This window comes from Amycolatopsis tucumanensis (genome assembly GCF_021654135.1).
Classification (GTDB): Bacteria; Actinomycetota; Actinomycetes; order Mycobacteriales; family Pseudonocardiaceae; genus Amycolatopsis_E; species Amycolatopsis_E tucumanensis.
This window is the reverse complement of record NZ_JAKGSD010000014.1, coordinates 95,155-112,459: the sequence shown is the minus strand read 5'-3', so window position 1 is coordinate 112,459 and position 17,305 is coordinate 95,155. Positions and strand designations below refer to the sequence as shown.

The window sequence follows — 17,305 nt, the reverse complement described above, 5'->3', positions numbered from 1 at the left end:
CGCGCTAAGATGATGGCATGAGCGACTCGGCACCCGCAACCGGATTGCGCAGGCCCGGCGGCCGCACCGCCCGCACCCGTGCGCTCGTGCTCGACGCCGTGACGTCTCTGCTGGTGGAGGCCGGGTACGACGGGCTGAGCATCGACGCGGTGGCGGAGCGCTCGGGCGTGCACCGGGCCACGGTCTACCGGCGGTGGCGGGACGTGGGCGGGCTGCTGGCGGACGTGTTCGACGCGGCCGCGGGGGACGACTGGGTCCCGGCCGACACGGGTTCGCTGGTCGGCGACCTCATCGCGCTCAACCAGGAGGTTTTCGAGTCGTTGCGGGACGAGTCGTCGGTGACGCGGGCGCTGATCGCGGCGTCGTTCCGGTCCGCGCAGGCCGCGGCTGCGTTGCGCGGGTTCTGGCGGGACCGGTACCGGCGGTGCGAAGTGGTGGTCTCGCGGGCCCGTCGGCGCGGCGAAATCGCGGGCGAGGTGGACGCGCACCGGCTACTGGTGGCCGCGACGGCGCCGCTTTATCACCGGCTCGTCCTGATGGGTGAACCGCCGCACGCGGAAATGGCCGAACAGGCCGCGCGGGACGCGGCCTGTTCGGTTGTGCCGGTTATCGGTGGGCCCGGTTACCAGGCCCGTCCGACGGTGTAGGAACTGGTCCAGATGTTCTGCAGTCGGACCACGTCGCCTGATTCGGGGGCGGCCCAGATCTTGTTGTTCCCGGCGTAGATCCCCACGTGGTAGACGCTGCCACCGCTGGAGAAGAACACCAGGTCACCGGGCCGCATGTCCGACTTGGACACGCTGCGCACGGCGGCCCGCTGGTCGCGGGCGGTGCGCGGCAGGTCGATCCCGACCTGCTTGTGGGCGTACTGCGTCAGGCCTGAGCAGTCGAAGCCGCTGGGGGTCTCGCCGCCCGATCGGTAGGGCGTTCCGGCCTGCGCAGCGGCCGCGTTCACGATGCGATCGCCGGTGGACAGCTGGGTCGCGCCGGCCGGCGCGGTGAGCCCCAGCAGGGCGGCGGTCGCGATGGCACAGGTGATCGGAATGGCGATCATCCTGCGTATTCGAGTGGGCACGGTGTGAACCCCTCCTTCAGTCCTTGAAGGCATTTCGGTTCTTCTTTCCGGAACTGACCCACCGGCCGGAGTCAGAACCAGCGACCGAATTCCCAGGGCGCCGATCACGAAACGGTATACACCCGGAATGGTGAATTAGAACACCATCGGCTTGCGTTCTCGTAGCAGGGGTTTCACCGTCGGTCTTGGTGGCCTGCCGACGCTCGCGTCCGCGCTGGCAGTCGCGCACCCGCGCTGGCTTCCGCGTGTGCTCACACCAACAGCCGCTACCCGCCAGCCGAAAACCGGCCCCGGCCGCAAAAACCCACCCCCGCCGCCGAGCGCGGCAGACCTGCTCAAACCCGCGCCGGCTCCGCCAGGTCGAACCGCACCTGCAAGCCCGGCCTCGCCTGTGCCGCTTTGTCGACGTCTTCCGCCACCACGACCGCGATCACCGGGTAGCCGCCGGTCACCGGGTGGTCGGCCAGGAACAGCGTCGGCTTCCCGGACGGCGGCACCTGCAGCGCCCCGGTCACCATGCCCTCGCTCGCCAGCTCGCCCTGCCGCGCGCGCGGCAGCACCGGGCCCTCCAGGCGAATGCCGATCCGGTTGCTCTCCGACGTCACCGCATACGGCTGGGCCAGCAGCGTCCGCAACGCCGACTCCGTGAACCAGTCGTCCCGAGGCCCGGGCAGGATCCGCAGCGACAACTCGTCCGACGGGGGCGCCGCGACGGGCGTGAAACGCGGCGGCGACACCGGCGCGGCAACCGAGCCCAACGGTAGCAACACCCCGCGCCGCAACGGGTCCGGGCCCAAGCCGGACAACAGGTCAGTCGCCCGGGAGCCGAGCACCGGCTCCACCGCGATGCCGCCGCGCACCGCCACGTAACTACGCAACCCGGTCGCCGGCCAGCCCAGCCTGAACTCTGAACCAGTCGGGACCCGCACGGCCGCGTTCATCGGCGCGCCCATCCGGTCGATCGTGATCGGGCACGGCGCGCCGGTCACCGCGATCGTCACGTCGGCGGTCGCGCGCGCCGCGAATCCACCGAAGGTCACCTCGATCCCGGCGGCGCCTTCGTCGTTGCCCGCCAAGCGGTTCGCCAACCGCAGCGAGGCCCGGTCAGCGGCGCCGGACTCCGTCACGCCGATGTCGGCGTACCCGGGCCGGCCCAGGTCCTGCACGGTCGACAACGGACCGCTGTCGACGACCTCGAGCACGGCGGCCATGACAACTCCGATTCGTTTCGGGTGTCGTGACCGTACAGATTGTTGAACGATCCTGCAAGAGGAATCTGTGACAGATGGACCCGAAACGTCAAAAACCGAAGGGGTCGTCCTGCCTCCGCGAGGCCGGCCGGCACCGGGGGCACGGCGCCTCGCGCGAAGTGATCAGACCGGTCACCGGATCGACGTCGGTCTCCAGGATCCAGCCACCCGAGTCCCCGCACGTCCGGCAGAGGGTGCTCGTGTCAGCCATGGTCAGCCTGCCCATCTTCCCCCTCGATGGTCGTTGCCCGATCGAGTGTGCGCCGCCGCGCTGGCGGATCGAGCGCACCGGCCTGACCGCCCTCGCAGATCGAAACCGCAGGTCAGCCACTCCGGTACGGCGGGAGCACGGCGGGACTGCGGTTGTCCACGACGGACTCAGGAGACGTAGGCCTGCAGCCGGGCGGTGCGCGATTCCTCCCGCAGCTTGCCCAGCGTGCGCCGCTCGATCTGGCGGATCCGCTCCCGCGTCACGCCCAGCTCGCGGCCGACCTCCTCGAGCGTGCGCTGACGGCCGTCGTCCAGGCCGCAGCGCAGCCGGATCACCTGCTGCTCCCGCGGTTTCAGCGTCGACAGCAGTTCGTCGATCTCCCGGCGCAGCACGTGGTAGGACGCCGGCACGCCGGGCCGGTCCGGGTGGCACAACAGGTCCGCGAGAACGCTGCTGCCGTCCGTGCCGACGGTCTGGTCGAGGCTGATCGGCTCCTCGTTGTAGGAGAGCAGCTCGATCACCTGGAACGGCGTCAGGCTCAGCTCCGCGGCGATGTCCTCGTGACCCGGCTCCCGGCCCAGCCGCGCGGCCAGTTCCCGGCGCGCGGCCAGCACGCGGTTGACCTGCTCGGCCAGGTGCACCGGGATGCGGATGGTGCGCGACTGGTCGGCCAGCGCGCGGCTGATCGCCTGCCGGATCCACCACGTCGCGTAGGTGGAGAACTTGAAACCGGGCGTGTAGTCGTACTTCTCCACGGCGCGGATCAGCCCGAGGTTGCCCTCCTGGATGAGGTCCAGCAGCGACATGCCGCGGCCGGTGTAGCGCTTGGCGATGCTCACCACCAGCCGCAGGTTCGCCTCCAGCAGCCGGTTCTTCGCCTCCCGGCCCTCCTCGGCGATCGTGAGCAGGTCGGCGCGCCGCTGCGGGCCGAGCACCCGCGTGGTCGCGAGCAGGTGCTGGGCGTAGAGCCCGGCCTCGATCCGTTTGGCGAGCGTGACCTCCTCCTCGATGGTCAGGAGGCCGGCGCGGCTGATGCCGGTGAGGTACGCGCGGACCGGATCGGCCGGCTCGAAGAGCGGTGGAGTCACCTGCCGTTGCCTCCGACAAGCCAGGGGGAGTCTGCTACGCCTGACAGAGTGGCCGAACGCGCTGGCACGGAACCGACAGCCGGTCGACGTGCGTCGAAGCGGAAAAGGCCAGGTCATGGGAAACCCGGTCGCGCCGTAGTGCGGTACGGTGCGGGTCGGCTACGGGACCGCCGTGCGCACCGCGGATTCTCGCCGGGTGATCACGGCCGGGTCCGGGGATATCGTTGGCTGGTGGAAGGGGCTCCGCAGGTGATCACGACTGGCCAGCAGCCGCAGGCAGCCGCGCAGTTCGACGCGCGCGGCGGCGGCTCCGCCGAGCTGCGTGCCCAGGCCAGGGGGCAGGCGTGGTTCCGGCCGGTCCGTGGCCGTGGGCGGCTCGGTGTGGTGAGCCTCGCCCGGCTGCTGGCGTTCGAGATCGTGCTCATGGTCGTCGCCGCGGTCGGCGTGCAGGAACTGTGGGCGATGATCGCCGCCGGCGTGATCGGGCTCGCGGTGATCATCGGCATGTTCGGCCGCTCGAAGGGCCGCTGGTGGACCGAAAGCCTGATGCTGTGGATGGGTTTCCGGTCGCGCCGAGGCACCTCGGGGGAGAAGCGGGACGACCCGCGGCTGACCGCGTTGTGCGAGCTGGCGCCGGACCTCGTCGTCGAGGACATCGACGGGCCGGGAGAGACCAAGCTCGGCATGGGCAGCGACGAGGCGGGCTGGTTCGCCGTGCTCGAGGTGTCCGGCGGCGCGGACGTGGCGACCCCGCCGGTGCCGCTGGCCGCGCTGGCCCGCACCGCCGCCGACGCCGAGCAGGCCGGCGTCGTGATGCAGGTCGTCACGCACTCCGTGCCCGGCCGCGAACCCGGGACGCGTGACCGCGCACTGTGGGTCGCGGTGCGGCTGGACGCGCGGGCCGTCGCCGAGTCCATGATCGATTCGCCGGGCGGGCGCCTCGACGTGCCCGCCGTGCTGGCCGAGATCACCCGCCGCGCCGAGCGCGTGCTGCGCCGGCGCGGGCTGCGGGCGCGGATGCTCACCGCGGACGAGGTCGTCGACGCCCTCGCCCGCTCCTGCGACCTGCTGCCCGGCGGCGGCCCGGCGCGGGTGCACGAGGCCTGGGAGTCGTGGCACTCCACGCGCCTGACGCACGGGTGCTTCTGGATCCAGTCCTGGCCCGACCCCGACCGCGGCACCGGGCTGCTCGCCGCACTGGCCGAGCTGCCCGCGGACCTGGTCAGCATCGCGCTGCTGCTGGAGCCGTCGTTCGACGGGACCACGCTGCGCTGCCTGGTCCGGGTCGGCGCGACCGCGCAGCGGTACCCGCAGGTGTGCGACCTGGTCAAGAAGCTGGCCGAGCGCAACGGCGCTCGGGTGTCGCGTTTGGACGGTCAGCACGGCCCGGCCGTGTATGCTTCGGCACCGAGCGGGGGAGGTGCACGATGAACGCGGGACAGTACCCACCGTCGCGGCCGCAGCCGCCGGCGCAGGCGATGCCGCGGCCCATGCCGCCGGCACAGGCCCAGCCCGGGCCGCCGCCCGCGCAGCAGCAACAACAGCACCAGCCCATGCCACCCGGTCAGGCCGTGCTCGGGGCGCCCGCGATGCCGCAGGCGCCCGCCGTCGTCAACGTCGCGGCGCCCGCGCCGCAGACCCAGCAGGCCGGCTCGGCCGAGGCGGCCGCCGCGACGACGGTCGAGGTCGCCCGTCCCGCGCTCGCCATCGGTGTGCCGACGCCGATGCCGCCGCAACCGCCCGGTCCCGGCCCCGTCGGTCCGGTCGTTGGCGCGCCACGCGAGCACCGCGACTGGCGCACCCGGCGGCACCGCTCGATCCCGCGGCTGCGGATCGGGGCGCACCACGCGTCTGATGCCGCGCTGGAGTTGCTGCAGGTGTCCGCGTCGTCGGTGGGGCTGCCGCTCGGGCGGGACCAGAACGGGTTCCCGGTGGCGCTGACGTTGTTCCGCCCGGAGCCGGTGTCGGTGAGCCTGATCGGCGGCGCCTGGGCGGCGCGGCTGATGGCGTACCGCGCGTTGCGGGCCGGCGCGCGGCTGCTGGTGTTCTCGCAGCACCCGGCCGACTGGGTCCAGCTCGGACAGTCGGCGACCGGCCGCACCGACCGGGTCGCCGTGGTGGCGCCGGGTTCGCCGCCCGCGGTCACCGCCAGCGCCGACGCGCCCGTGCTGTGCCTGCACGACGCGCCCCAGTCGCAGAGCGAGCCCGAGGCGTGGCAGACGCGGGTGCTGCTGCACCGGCGGCTCACGCCCGAGCGGGTGGGCGCCGTGCCGGGCTCGGACCTGGTGCTCATGCAGCGGCTCACGCCCAACGAGGCGTCGCTGCTCGCCCCGGCGCTCCGGCTGGCCCAGCGCACGACCCAGCAGTTGCAGATGCTACGGGACGACATGCTGGCCGTGCTCGCGGGCGAGACCAACCACTACGTGTGGGTGGACCCGGCGCCGGCCGAGCGAGCCCGCCTGGGACGGCCCGGGCGGTACTGACTCCGGGCGGGGAAGGCCGACCCGCCTGCCGGTCTTCCCCGCCCGGTCCCTTGTGATCCGGTGCTGCCCGCCTCCCGTGCGGTCCCTCGTGGCTGGGTCCGACCTCCCCGGCCCGGTCCCTGTGGCTGGGTCCGACCACCCCCGCCCCCTCTCCCGCCCCGATGCCTTGCGCCGGGTGCCCTCTGCCGTTTCCGGACATGGCAGCCGCGGCCGCACTCCACCCCCAGGTGAGTGCGGCCGCGCAGCTCGGGAAGGACTACTTGGTCCAGATCAGCGGGGCGTCGCTGTACTCGTCGTCGTCGAATTCGGCTCCGGCGATCTGCGCGCCGTCCTGGGTGGCGGACAGGTCGCAGGCCTCGTACTTGGCGCCGGCCGTCGTGAAGTCCTCCGGGGCGCCGTCGTCGGTGCAGCTGCCCAGCTCGCCCGTGATCACCACGCCGGTCGGGCCGCCGTCGGCCATGGCGAGGCCGAAGTTCGGCGACGAGGCGAAGGCGTGGTCCGCGCCGTCGACGTTCTCCACGGTGTACCGGATGTAGTACGGCGTCAGCCCCTTGGCGCGGTCGCCGTACTGACGCTCCATCGCGGCCTTGTCACCGGCCTCGACCGCGGTGACGGTGACCGCCGCGGTGCCCTTGTCCCACGAGATGACCGCGCGGTCGCCGACCTTGAGCTTGGTGCCCGGGGCGGTCTTCTCGGCCGCACCGGCGGGCGCCGCCTGCGCCGACGAGCTCGGCGCCGCCGAGGACGACGAAGCCGCCGCGGTGGTGGTGGCCGGGCTGCTCGGCTCCTCGTCGCCACCACAGGCCGACAGCGCCAGCACGGCGGCGGCGAGAACGGGCAAGGCGGCGATACGGGTGCTCTTCATGAAGGGGTACAACTCGCTTTCCGGTGCGTCAGTCCACTGAGGACGCGGTCAACGTCTTCTGTGGATCCGACGCACCGGAAAGCGGTTCAGTTCCGTCCGTCCAAGGCGGACGGTTCGGCCGGCCGGTACCGCTTGTCCGGCTCCCCGCCCGCGACGACCGGCCCACCAGGGGTTTCCACCTCGAAGACCGACTCGTCGGTGACGGGCGCCTTCTCGTCCTTGCGGGCGACCCGCTTGGCCTGATCGGCGTGCACGACCGGCTTGGCGTGCCGGTCCGGAACCGCGACCACGGGCGCCGGGCCCTGCAGGCCGAGCGGGATCTCCCCGAAGGAGGTGACGACCCGCTCCTCGGCGGACAGCCGCCCGTCGAACACCGGGCTCGTGCCTGCCGGGAGGTTCGCCGCGAACTCGGCTCCCGGCATTCCGGGCAGGACACGGCGCCTGGCGCGCTCACGCTGCTTCTCGGTGAACGTCTTCTCCGGCGGCTTGCGGTGCGGATTGGACAGCACTGGCGGGGCGCCGAGGCCGAGCCCACCAGGCGGGGTTGCCGGCGCCTCGGCACTGCTGCCACCACGCCGGGCTTGCTTGGCGTTGTTGTTCAGCACCGGGGGAGTGGTGGTCGGCGGCGGCGTGAAGGCAGGCGCCTGCTCGGTGTAGCCGCCATCGGCGAACGCCGATGCGGGTGCGGCCTTGTCCACCTCGCGTGTGTTCGGCATGGACGTGCCCGGCGGCAATGGTGGCGGCGGGGTGGCCGCGGCCGCCTCTTGGGCGATGGCCTTCGCCTCCATGTCCAGGTGGTCCGTGAACGACTGCGAGCCGTACGACGGGATCCCTGGCTGGTTCTCGCCAGGGGCCTTCTCCTGCGGGGTCTGCGGCGCCTGCCCGCCGGGCGGCGGCGTGATCGTCCCCGGCGGATAGAGGCTGCTCTGGTTGAACGACGGCGGAAGACCGCCAGGTGGCGCGCCCAGAGCCTTGTTCAGCGACGTGTCGCCCAGCGTCGGCGGTGTCGTGGCCGGCGTCCGTGAGCCGTCGAACAGCCCAGGCGCCAACGTGTTCGCCGAGAACGCGTTCGGCGCGACCTTGCCCCCGCCGCCGTTGAACGCGAACGGCGTCACCATGGGCGGCACCCCGCCAAAGGCGGCCGGCGGCACGCTCGTCGCGTCCGGCGGAGTGGCGCCGGGTGGCGTGGCCGGTGGTGCGCCGGGCGGAGTCCCGGGCGGGGTGACTTCGGGCGCGCCCGGCGGCGTGGCCCCCGGCGGCGTGGCGGTGGTCGTGGGCGGGTTGACCGCGGGATCACCAGGTGGGGTGCCGGGCGGCTGGGTGGTCAGGGCGTTGGGGGTGTTCGGGTTGGGCGCGCCCGGTGGCGTCGCGCCGGGCGGCGTGGCGCCGGGCGGCGTGGCGCCGGGCGTTCCCGGTGGCGTCCCGCCGGGAGCACCCGGCGGAGCCACCGGCGGCATCTTCGGGATGTCCTGGCCCAGCGCGGTGGGGTGGGCGATCGCGTCGAGCGGCGGGCTGAGCGCCTTCGCCCGCCCGGCCTGCAGCTTCGCGAGGTATGGCGCGTACTCCCCGATGTACCGGTTCGCGAGGGCACGCGCCTCCTTGTCGTACTTCTCCTTCTCCTCGTCGACCTTGCGCTGGGGCATGGCCTTCGCCACGCCGACCGGGGTGCCGACCGGCGGCAGGTCGGCGAGGTACTGCAGCCCGCCCACGACGTAGGAGTACTCGAGGTACAGCTTCCTCATCTCGGCCTGGGCCTCGTACATGACGTTCGACAGGCCGTACAACGCGACCGAGTTCTTGATCGCCGCGTCCTGCCACACCCGCAAGTACGCCAGCGTCTCGCCGACCTTGCTCAGGAACACGTCCTTCGCGCCTGGCGACTCCCAGTTCTCCGCGAGGGCCTGGGTCTGCTCGCGCAGGGTGTCGGCGGTGTTCTGCAGCAGCTGCGCGATGTTGGTCCACTGCTGGGAGCGCTCGGCGGTGGTGCCGGGCTGCTCACCCATGATCCACTTGTTGATGACCTCGATGTCGGCCCCGTCGACCTGAGCGCTCGCATCCCCGCCGCCGTCGTCGCCCTGGGCGCCGGTCTGGCCGTTCTGGCTGTTCTCGATGTCGGAGTAGTAGAAGTTGCTGCCGAGGAGCGGGCCCTGCGGTGGCTGGTAGCCGGGGGCGTACGGGACGGGCATGTAGCCCGGCTCGAGCGAGTTCGTGTTGAACCCGAAGTACGGGTCGTTTTCGTCCGCCATCCCGCGTCACATCCCCCCGGTGGCCCGCCGCGTGGCCTCCATCCGCTTCTGTGCCAGCTCCGTCCAGTCCTGGCCGGTGACCGGATCGCCCTGCACCCCGATGTGCCGCGTCTCCGACTTGTTCCCCTTGTCGTCGACCGAGTAGTAGTCCCGCGTGTGGGTCCCGTCCTGGAACGTCGTGGTGACCGCGTGGTCGTACGTGGTGCTCACGACGTCGCCGTCCGCGTCGTACTCGGTGTTCGTCGTGACCTCGTCGGTCATCCCCCGCGCCCGTTGCACCGTCTGCGTGCTGGTCACGGTCTTGCCGACCGGCTTGCCGTCCCGGTAGTTGACGGTGGTCGTCTGCCCGCTCGGCGTGGTCGTCGAGGTGTAGACGGTGTTGTTGTCCTTGTCTGTCACGGTCTCGGTGATGCCGTCGGCCGTCCTCGTGATGCTGCGGGTGCCGCCGTCGCCGGTCCGGTAGAGCTCCACGTGCCCGCCGGGGAAGTTGTACGAGCCGATCAGCTCGTCCTCGCCCGGTTCGGCGGTCTTCTTGTCCTGCTCGGCGGCGAGGCTCTGGAGGGTGTTCTTCGGATCCAGGTAGGCCGGAGCGTTGTCCGGCCTCTTGGCGCCCGGCATGCCCAGCGCCCACTGGATCGCGTTGAGCATCTCGGCGTTGTCGCCGTCCATGCCCTCGAACACGTCGCCCATGATGCAGGCGACCGAGGAGATCGCCATGCAGTTCTGGCCGATGTTCGGCAGGAACTGCGCCACCTCACCGGCGTTGCGCGCGGCCAGCTGCGCCATCTGGGTGCCAGGGGGGAAGCCACCGGTGCTCATCGACGTGTCCTTGCCGACGCCCTGCAGCGAGGTCGAGGCGGGCAGCATGTCGCTCTGGAGGTTGCTCTGCAGCGTCGCGATGTTCTTGCCGTACCCGCGGAACGAGTTCGGCTCCATCTTCAGCGGCTTGCCCTCGGTGACCCACTTCGCGAGAGGGGTGCCCTCGCCCTCGTCGGGAATAGCCATCGTGTCCCTCCCTGACCTCGTGCTGCCTGACGAGCCTGGCAGCGGGTGCCGACCGGGGGTAGGGGTCGGACGGCACCCGCCTCTCTCAGGTAACCATCCGATGTCAACCCCGGTGGAAAACTGTCCTATTCATCCGCGGGCAGGTGCGCGAGCTGGACCAGCCGGGCGCCCGCGCCGCGGGTGATGAACCAGCCGCGGCCCGGTGGCAGCTTCTGCGGCTTGATGTTGCCCAGCAGCGGCCCCTCCTCGCGGCTGCCCGACATCAGGATCCCCGGCGAGGCCAGGTCCCGGATCCGGGCGATCACCGGGTCGTACATCGCCCGCGCGGCGCCACCGATGCGCCGGGTGACGATCAGGTGGAGCCCGATGTCCCGGCCCTGCGTCATGAACTCCAGCAGCTGGGTCAGCGGGTTGTCGTGCGGGTTCGGTGCGACCAGGTCGTAGTCGTCGACCAGGATGAACAGCTCCGGGCCGCTCCACCAGCTGCGGGAGCGGAGCTGCTCCGGCGTGATGTCACCCCCCGGAAGTCGTTTCTGCATCGCGTCGATGGTCAGACGCGTCATTTCCTGAACGGTTCCGCTCGTCGTCGCGTAACCGATCAAGTACTCGTCCGGAACCAGGCCGAGCATGCTGCGCCGGAAGTCGATCAGCGCGATCTGGGCCTCGTCGGGGGTGTAGCGAGCCATGATGCTCTTGGCCAGCGCCCGCAGGAACGTGCTCTTGCCGGACTCGACGTCGCCGAAGAGGACCAGGTGGGGTTCGGTGACGAAGTCCAGGTGGACCGGCTGCAGGTCGGTCTCGGAGATCCCGATCGGGATTCCCCTCTTCTCGTCCGGCGCGGGCAGCTCGGCGTACGGCAGCACGTCCGGGAGCAGGCGCACCCTGGGGGCGGGCTTGCCGGTCCAGACGCCGCTGATGGTCTCCACCAAGTGCTGGACGCCGTCGGCGAGCCCGTCGGCGGTCTCCTGCCCGTCGATGCGGGGCACCCCGGACAGGAAGTGCATGGCGTCCGGCGACAGGCCGCGTCCCGGGGACTGCTCCGGCACACCGGCGGCCTGGCGGCGGCCGATGACCGAGTCGACCGGGTCGCCGAGGCGCAGCTCGATACGGCTGCCGAACATGTCGCGCACGTTCATCCGCAGGTCCAACCAGCGGTTGGAGCTGGCGATGACGTGGATCCCGAACGCCAGGCCACGGTTGAGCAGCTCGGTCACGCCCGGTTCCAGGTCCTCGAACTCCGCGCGCACCGTGGCCCAGCCGTCGATGACCAGGAACAGGTCGCCGAACCGATCCTCGGGGAACCGGCCTTCGCGCAGCAGCTTGCGATAGGTCGCCATGCCGTCGATGCCGTGCTCGGCGAACCGCTGCTCGCGCTCGGCGAGCAGCGTCCTGGCCTCGGCGATGCTGCGCCGGACCCGGTCGACGTCGCGCCGCGTCGCCACCCCGCCGACGTGGGCGAGGTCGCGCATGGCGGTCAATCCGCCGCCGCCGAAGTCGAGGCAGAAGAACTGCACCTCCGCGGGGGTGTGGGTGAGCGCGAGGCTGCCGATGATCGTGCGGATCACCGTGCTCTTGCCGCTCTGCGGGCCGCCGACGACGGCGATGTTGCCGCCCGCGCCGGACAGGTCGAGCCAGCACACGTCGCGGCGCTGGTCCGCGGGCCGGTCGATGATGCCCGCCGCCGCGTGCAGCGCGCCGCGGTACTGCTCCTGGCCGGTCGTGATCCCGCGCTGCGGGTCGTGCACCAGTGGTTCCAGCAGCTTGTCCAGCGACGGGGGCTCCGCCAGCGGCGGCAGCCACACCTGGTGCGCCGGCACGCCCTGCCCCTCCAGCCGCTCGACCAGCACGTCCATCAGCGTCTCGCCCAGGTCGTCGGACTCGGCGGGCTTCGGCTGCTCCACCGGCTTCTCCGCCAGCCGCGGGCGCAGGTAGGCCGTCGAGTAGTCCTGGACCGGGTCGATCTGGCGGCCCTCGTCGTCGGTGCGCTGGATCGTGCCGCGCCGGTGCACCCCCGACACGTACGCGGCCTTGAAGCGGGTCAGCTCGTCGACACCGGTCTTGAGGAAGCCGTTGCCGGGGGAGCGGGGCAGCTGGAACGCGTCCGGCGTGCCGAGCACGACCCGGCTCTCCATCGCCGAGAACGTCCGCAACGCGATGCGATAGGACAGGTGCGAGTCCAGCCCGCGCAGCCTGCCCTCCTCCAGCCGCTGCGAGGCGAGCAGCAGGTGAACGCCGAGCGAACGGCCGACGCGTCCAATCTGGACGAACATGTCAATGAAGTCCGGCCGCGCGGTGAGCAGCTCGGAGAACTCGTCGACGACGATCAGCAGCGCGGGCAGCGGGTCGAGCGGGGCGCCCGCGGTGCGGGCCTTCTCGTAGTCGCGCTGTGAACCGTAGTTGCCCGCCTTGCGCAGCAGTTCCTGCCTGCGCACCAGCTCGCCGCCGATCGCGTCGAGCATGCGGTCCACCAGGTGCAGCTCGTCGGCCAGGTTGGTGATCACCGCGCTGGTGTGCGGCAGCCGGTCGAGCTTGGTGAACGTGGCGCCACCCTTGAAGTCCACCAGCACGAAGTTGAGGATCTCCGAGTCGTGGGTGACGGCCAGCGCCAGCACCAGCGTGCGCAGCAGCTCGGACTTGCCCGAGCCGGTGGCGCCGACGAGCAGGCCGTGCGGGCCCATGCCGTCCTGCGCGGATTCCTTGAGGTCCAGCTCCATCGGGCGGCCGTCGGCGGTGATGCCGATCGGCACGCGGAGCCGGTCCCGGTTGGACCGCGTCTCCCAGCTCTTCGCCAGGTCGAACTCGTACGGGTCGCCCAGGCCGAGCAGGTCGGTCAGCTCCAGCGACCCGGACAGCGGCTGCTCGCTCGCGGTCAGCGCGGACAGCCGCAGCGGCGCGAGCGTGCGCACCAGGCCGCGCATCTCCTCGACGCCCAGCCCGTCGGCGGTGCCGATGTTGCCGGCGCCGTCCATGGTGCGGCTGGTCAGGTTGCCGTCGGGCGAGATGTCCAGGACCAGGGTGGCGGCGTCCAGCAGGCGCGGCGGCTCGCCGGAGAGGTCGATGACGGTGACGCCCTCGACGCCGCCCTCGATCATCAGGTGCTCGGACCCGCCGGTGTCGCCGCCGTCGACGAACACGACCACGTGCGTGGAGCCCTCGATCGGCTGTGTGCCCGGGTTGAAGCGCGGCCGGTTGGCCACCACGTCGTCGAGCATCGCCTCCAGCGCCGTCACGCTCGGCGCCACCAGCCGGATCTGGCCGACCGCGTCGGTCTTGGTCGGGTGCAGCGCGTGCGGCAGCCACTTGGCCCAGTCCCACAGCTCGCGCTCGCGCACGCAGAACGCGGTCAGCACGTCGCCCGGCGCGTGGAAGGTGCCCAGCTGCGCGACCAGCGCGCGGGCCATCGCGCGCTTGCGGTCGTCGTCGCCGGTCAGGTAGATCCGGGAGAACCCGCGCAGGGCGACCGCGACCGGCAGGTCGGGCACCGTCGAATAGGTGGTGACGAACTTCCGCAGCGCCATCGCGCACAGCGGTTCCAGCTCGTCGATCGGCTTGGTCTCCGGCGGCACGAGCGGGGTGGCGAGCTCCTGCGAGCCGAGGCCGATCCGGATGACAGTGAAGTCCCAGTCGCCGGGACGGCGTTCCCACACGCGCGCGCTCTGCGCCGTCGACCACAGCCGCGACGGGTCCGGGTGGCGGTAGAACATCGCCTTGCGCTGCTGGTCGATCGTGTCCCGCACCTGCGCGCGCAGCTGCGACAGCCGCCGCATGTACCGGCGGCGGTTCGCGATCATCTCCTGTTTGCTCGGCCCCTGCCCGTTCTGGCTGATGATCTGGAACAGGATCATGCCGAGCACCGCGACGCCGTACAGACCGCCGGCGACGTACATCAGGGGACCGGACCGGCCGGCGCCGATCAGCAGCGCCATGCCGCCGGTGCCGGCGAGCATGGGCAGGATCATCAGCACCCGCGTCCAGCTCTTGCCCGCGGGCGGCGGATTTTCCGGCGGGGGATCGAGCACCACGTCGCCTGAGGGCAGGTCAGGCGCGGGCCGCCGCAGTGGCCGCTTGACTATGATCGTTCCCAAGACCGAAAACCTCCCGAGCGCCCGGGTGCGCCAGCATAGAGCTTTCCGCCAGCCTAGTGTCGCGCTTTAATTGATACTCTCCCAGCCGGTCTCGGGGTCCAATTTGGAGGTAGGGGCAGCATGACGTCGGCGATGGGCACGACCCTCGCGAAGGTGAGCATCACCACGCCCAAGCGCGGGATCGACGTCGCGCTCCCGGAGAACGTGCCGGTCGCGGAACTGCTCCCCTACATCCTGCGCCACGCGGGCGAGGACGCGCCGGACACCGGCGAGCAGCACGGCGGCTGGTCGCTGCGGCGGCCCACCGGCGAGCGCCTCGACGGGCAGCAGACGCTCGCCGCGCAGCAGGTGCGCGACGGCGAGATCCTGCACCTGGTCCCCGGCCCGGTCGACTGGCCCGAGATCGAGTACGACGACCTGGTCGAGGCCATCGCCAGCGGGGCCCGGCGCTACGGCCGCAGCTGGGGTCGCGGGGCCACTCGGCGGGCCGGGCTGGTGATCGCGGCCGTGCTGCTGTGCGCGGGCAGCCTCGCCGCCCTGTTGTTCGAACCACCGTGGCTGAGCGCCGGCCTGATCACGCTGGGGGCCGCGGTGGTCCTGACCGCGCTGGGAATCGTGGTGGCGCGCGCGGTGCCGGACGCCTACGCGGGCGCGGTGTTCGCCGGATCGGCGCTGCCGTACGCCTTCCTCGGCGGTTACCTGCCGACCGCGCCGGACCACCTGGGACTGTTCTCCTTCGGGTCCGCGCAGCTGCTGCTGGGGACCATTTCACTGCTGGTCTTCGGCATCGTCGGCTACCTCGGCGTGGGCGCGATGAGCCGCGTGTTCGTCGCCGCGATCAGCACCGGATTCCTCGGCGCGCTGGGCGCGTTGTTCGGCGGCTGGATGGACCCGGACGCGGCCGGCGCGCTGGTCCTGACCATCGCGATCGGCCTGCTGCCCGGGTACCCGTGGCTGGCGCTGCGGCTGGGCCGGGTCCCGCTGCCCGCGCTGCCGCAGCGCTCGGCCGACCTGCTCAACGACGAACCGCACCCGGCCACCCCGGCGGTGTTCGACGCCGCCGCACGTGCCGACGAACTGCTCACCGGCTTCCTCACCGGCGCCGCGCTGATCAGCGCGTTGTCGTCGATCCCCCTCGCCGCGCACGGCGGCGGATCGCGGCTGATCATGCTGATCCTCGCGTGCGCGGCGCTGCTCCTGCGGGCCCGGCTGTTCCCGGTGCCGCGCCAGCGGATCCCGCTGCTGGTCGCCGGGCTGTGGGTGTTCGCGCTGCTGGCCGACTGGTGTTTTTCCACCGCCTCCGGCAACGGCGGGATCGGGCTGTTCCTGCTGGCGCTGGTGGTGCTCGCGCTGCTGGTCGCGGCGGCCGGGCTGGTCTATTCCCGCAAGAACCCGTCGCCGTGGTTCGGCCGGATCGCGGACATCGTGGACGTCATGGCTATCGTGGCCCTGATCCCGTTCGCGGGGTTCATCACCGGATTCTTCGCATACGTCCAGGGCCTGATGGCCTCGATCGGCTGAGGGATAGGCGTGCCCACTCGTCGCGACCAGCTGCAGGCCTACCAGTTCATGATGCAGCGGGTCACCTCCGCGCTCATCGTGCACGAGACCGATCCGGAGCTGACCCCGTTGCGGCGCGGAGTGGGCGCGGTGTTCGCCGGGGTGATGATCGCGGTGCTGGTCGCCGCGGGCTTCGGTGTTTACGGGGTGTTCACCGGAGTCGGTGGCACGTCCTGGAAAGCCGACGGCGCGGTGGTGATCGAGCGCGAGACGGGCGCGACGTTCGTGTACCAGTCCGGTGAGCTGCAGCCGACCCTGAACTACGCCTCGGCACGGCTGCTGACCAGCGCGGACAAGGCCGGACCGCACCGCGTGGCCGGCAAGGACCTCGCCGGGCTGCCGCGCAGGCCCGCCGTGGGCATCCCCGGCGCGCCTGCCTCGTTGCCGCCCGCGAACCGCGCGACCGCGACGCCGTGGACGATGTGTTCGGTGCTGGGGCAGAACCTGGCCGGCGCACCGCTGACCACGACGACGCTGATGGTCGGGCAGTCGATGCCGGGCGGCGCACCGCTCGGGCAGCGCGCGATCCTGGCCCGCGACTCCACCGACGGCACCGTCTACCTGGTGTGGAACAACCACCGCTACCGGATCACCGACGTCGCGGTGATCCGGTCGGTGTTCGGCGCGCAGGCCGCCGCGGTGGACGCGGGGACGGCGTGGCTGAACGGGCTGCCGGTGGGGCAGGACATCGGCCGCATCGACGTGCCCGGCCAGGGATCGCCGTCCACAGTGCTGAGTGGGTTCGCCGTCGGCGACGTCGTCTACTACCCGTTGTCCCGCGGCGTGCAGTACTACCTGGTCCGGCAGGAGGGGCTGGCCCCGCTGACCGAGCTGCAGGTGCGGATCATCTCCGGCCAGTACTCCATGCAGCCCAAGGAGATCCCCGCGGCGGCCGCCAACGCGGCCCCGACCAGCAACGCGCTGGCACCCGCGGAGGGTGAGGCGGCCCCGCCGTCGCTGCCGCCGGAGCTCGCCACCGTGCCGGACGAGGGCCGCGCCGCCTTGTGCTCGGAGACCCACGACGCGCGCACCGACCCGGTGATCTCGATCGGCGGTGACCCGAACGCGATGACGGCCGCCATCGACACCACTGTGGAGAGCGGCACCGGCACGAAGCTTGCCGACCGGGTGCTGGTCCCGCCGGGCAGCGTCGCCGTGGTGCGGGTGCTGCCGTCGGCTACGGCGACCACGGGCGCGTACACGCTGGTCACCGACACCGGCCTGCGGTACCCGGTGCCGTCGGAGGACGTGCTGGCCCAGCTCGGGTACTCGGCGTCGTCGGCCGTCGACATGCCCGCCGCGCTCGTGCAGCGCATCCCGGAGGGCCCGACGCTGAACCCGTCCGCGGCGATGGTGTCGGCGGTCCCGTAGTCGGCCCGCACCGGGCGTCCGTGAATCTCTGGCAGAAAGTCTTGACCAGCGGTTTTGCTTCGTGCC

Annotated in this window: 12 protein-coding genes; 5 read left to right on the top strand and 7 right to left on the bottom strand. The window is 71.8% G+C overall.

Features of this window, described 5'->3' with window-relative positions:
* The first annotated feature begins 17 nt into the window (after positions 1-17).
* A complete protein-coding gene (locus L2C96_RS16480; protein WP_237336821.1) occupies positions 18-647 on the top strand; it encodes a TetR/AcrR family transcriptional regulator in 630 nt (209 codons plus the stop codon).
* On the opposite strand, the gene L2C96_RS16475 is transcribed toward L2C96_RS16480, so the two are convergent.
* From L2C96_RS16475 to L2C96_RS16465, 3 genes are all read right to left on the bottom strand, one after another.
* A complete protein-coding gene (locus tag L2C96_RS16475) occupies positions 623-1,054 on the bottom strand; it encodes a C40 family peptidase (RefSeq protein ID WP_237336820.1) in 432 nt (143 codons plus the stop codon). The genes L2C96_RS16480 and L2C96_RS16475 overlap by 25 nt on opposite strands.
* A gap of 356 nt (positions 1,055-1,410) precedes the next feature.
* Positions 1,411-2,286, bottom strand: coding sequence for a 5-oxoprolinase subunit C family protein (locus L2C96_RS16470; RefSeq protein ID WP_237336819.1), 876 nt, complete (start codon positions 2,284-2,286; stop codon positions 1,411-1,413).
* A gap of 417 nt (positions 2,287-2,703) precedes the next feature.
* Entirely contained in the window at positions 2,704-3,624 is a 921-nt protein-coding gene (locus L2C96_RS16465; protein ID WP_237336818.1) for a sigma-70 family RNA polymerase sigma factor, read from the bottom strand.
* A 231-nt stretch (positions 3,625-3,855) separates the two neighbouring features.
* Between L2C96_RS16465 and L2C96_RS16460 the strand changes: the two genes are divergently transcribed.
* Both L2C96_RS16460 and L2C96_RS16455 read left to right on the top strand, forming a co-directional pair.
* Complete coding sequence (locus L2C96_RS16460) at positions 3,856-5,055, top strand: type VII secretion protein EccE (protein WP_235716065.1); 1,200 nt, start codon at positions 3,856-3,858, stop codon at positions 5,053-5,055.
* On the top strand, positions 5,052-6,107 hold the full coding sequence (locus L2C96_RS16455; RefSeq protein ID WP_020416774.1) for a hypothetical protein: 1,056 nt from the start codon (positions 5,052-5,054) through the stop codon (positions 6,105-6,107). Before L2C96_RS16460 ends, L2C96_RS16455 begins: the two co-directional genes overlap by 4 nt.
* A gap of 256 nt (positions 6,108-6,363) precedes the next feature.
* Here L2C96_RS16455 and L2C96_RS16450 read toward each other — a convergent pair whose 3' ends face one another.
* The 4 genes from L2C96_RS16450 to eccCa all read right to left on the bottom strand — a co-directional run bounded on the left by L2C96_RS16450 (position 6,364) and on the right by eccCa (position 14,308).
* On the bottom strand, positions 6,364-6,972 hold the full coding sequence (locus tag L2C96_RS16450) for a hypothetical protein (RefSeq protein ID WP_237336817.1): 609 nt from the start codon (positions 6,970-6,972) through the stop codon (positions 6,364-6,366).
* A gap of 86 nt (positions 6,973-7,058) precedes the next feature.
* Entirely contained in the window at positions 7,059-9,218 is a 2,160-nt protein-coding gene (locus tag L2C96_RS16445; protein ID WP_237336816.1) for a hypothetical protein, read from the bottom strand.
* A gap of 6 nt (positions 9,219-9,224) precedes the next feature.
* Positions 9,225-10,223 (bottom strand): hypothetical protein, encoded by a 999-nt coding sequence (locus L2C96_RS16440; protein WP_237336815.1) that lies wholly within the window; start codon positions 10,221-10,223, stop codon positions 9,225-9,227.
* A gap of 125 nt (positions 10,224-10,348) precedes the next feature.
* A complete protein-coding gene (gene eccCa, locus L2C96_RS16435) occupies positions 10,349-14,308 on the bottom strand; it encodes a type VII secretion protein EccCa (protein WP_237336814.1) in 3,960 nt (1,319 codons plus the stop codon).
* 120 nt (positions 14,309-14,428) lie between these two features.
* Here eccCa and eccD point away from each other — a divergent pair, with 120 nt between their 5' ends.
* Entirely contained in the window at positions 14,429-15,829 is a 1,401-nt protein-coding gene (gene eccD / locus L2C96_RS16430) for a type VII secretion integral membrane protein EccD (protein WP_237336813.1), read from the top strand.
* Positions 15,830-15,838: 9 nt separating this feature from the next.
* On the top strand, positions 15,839-17,239 hold the full coding sequence (eccB, locus tag L2C96_RS16425; RefSeq protein ID WP_237336812.1) for a type VII secretion protein EccB: 1,401 nt from the start codon (positions 15,839-15,841) through the stop codon (positions 17,237-17,239).
* Positions 17,240-17,305 lie beyond the last annotated feature (66 nt).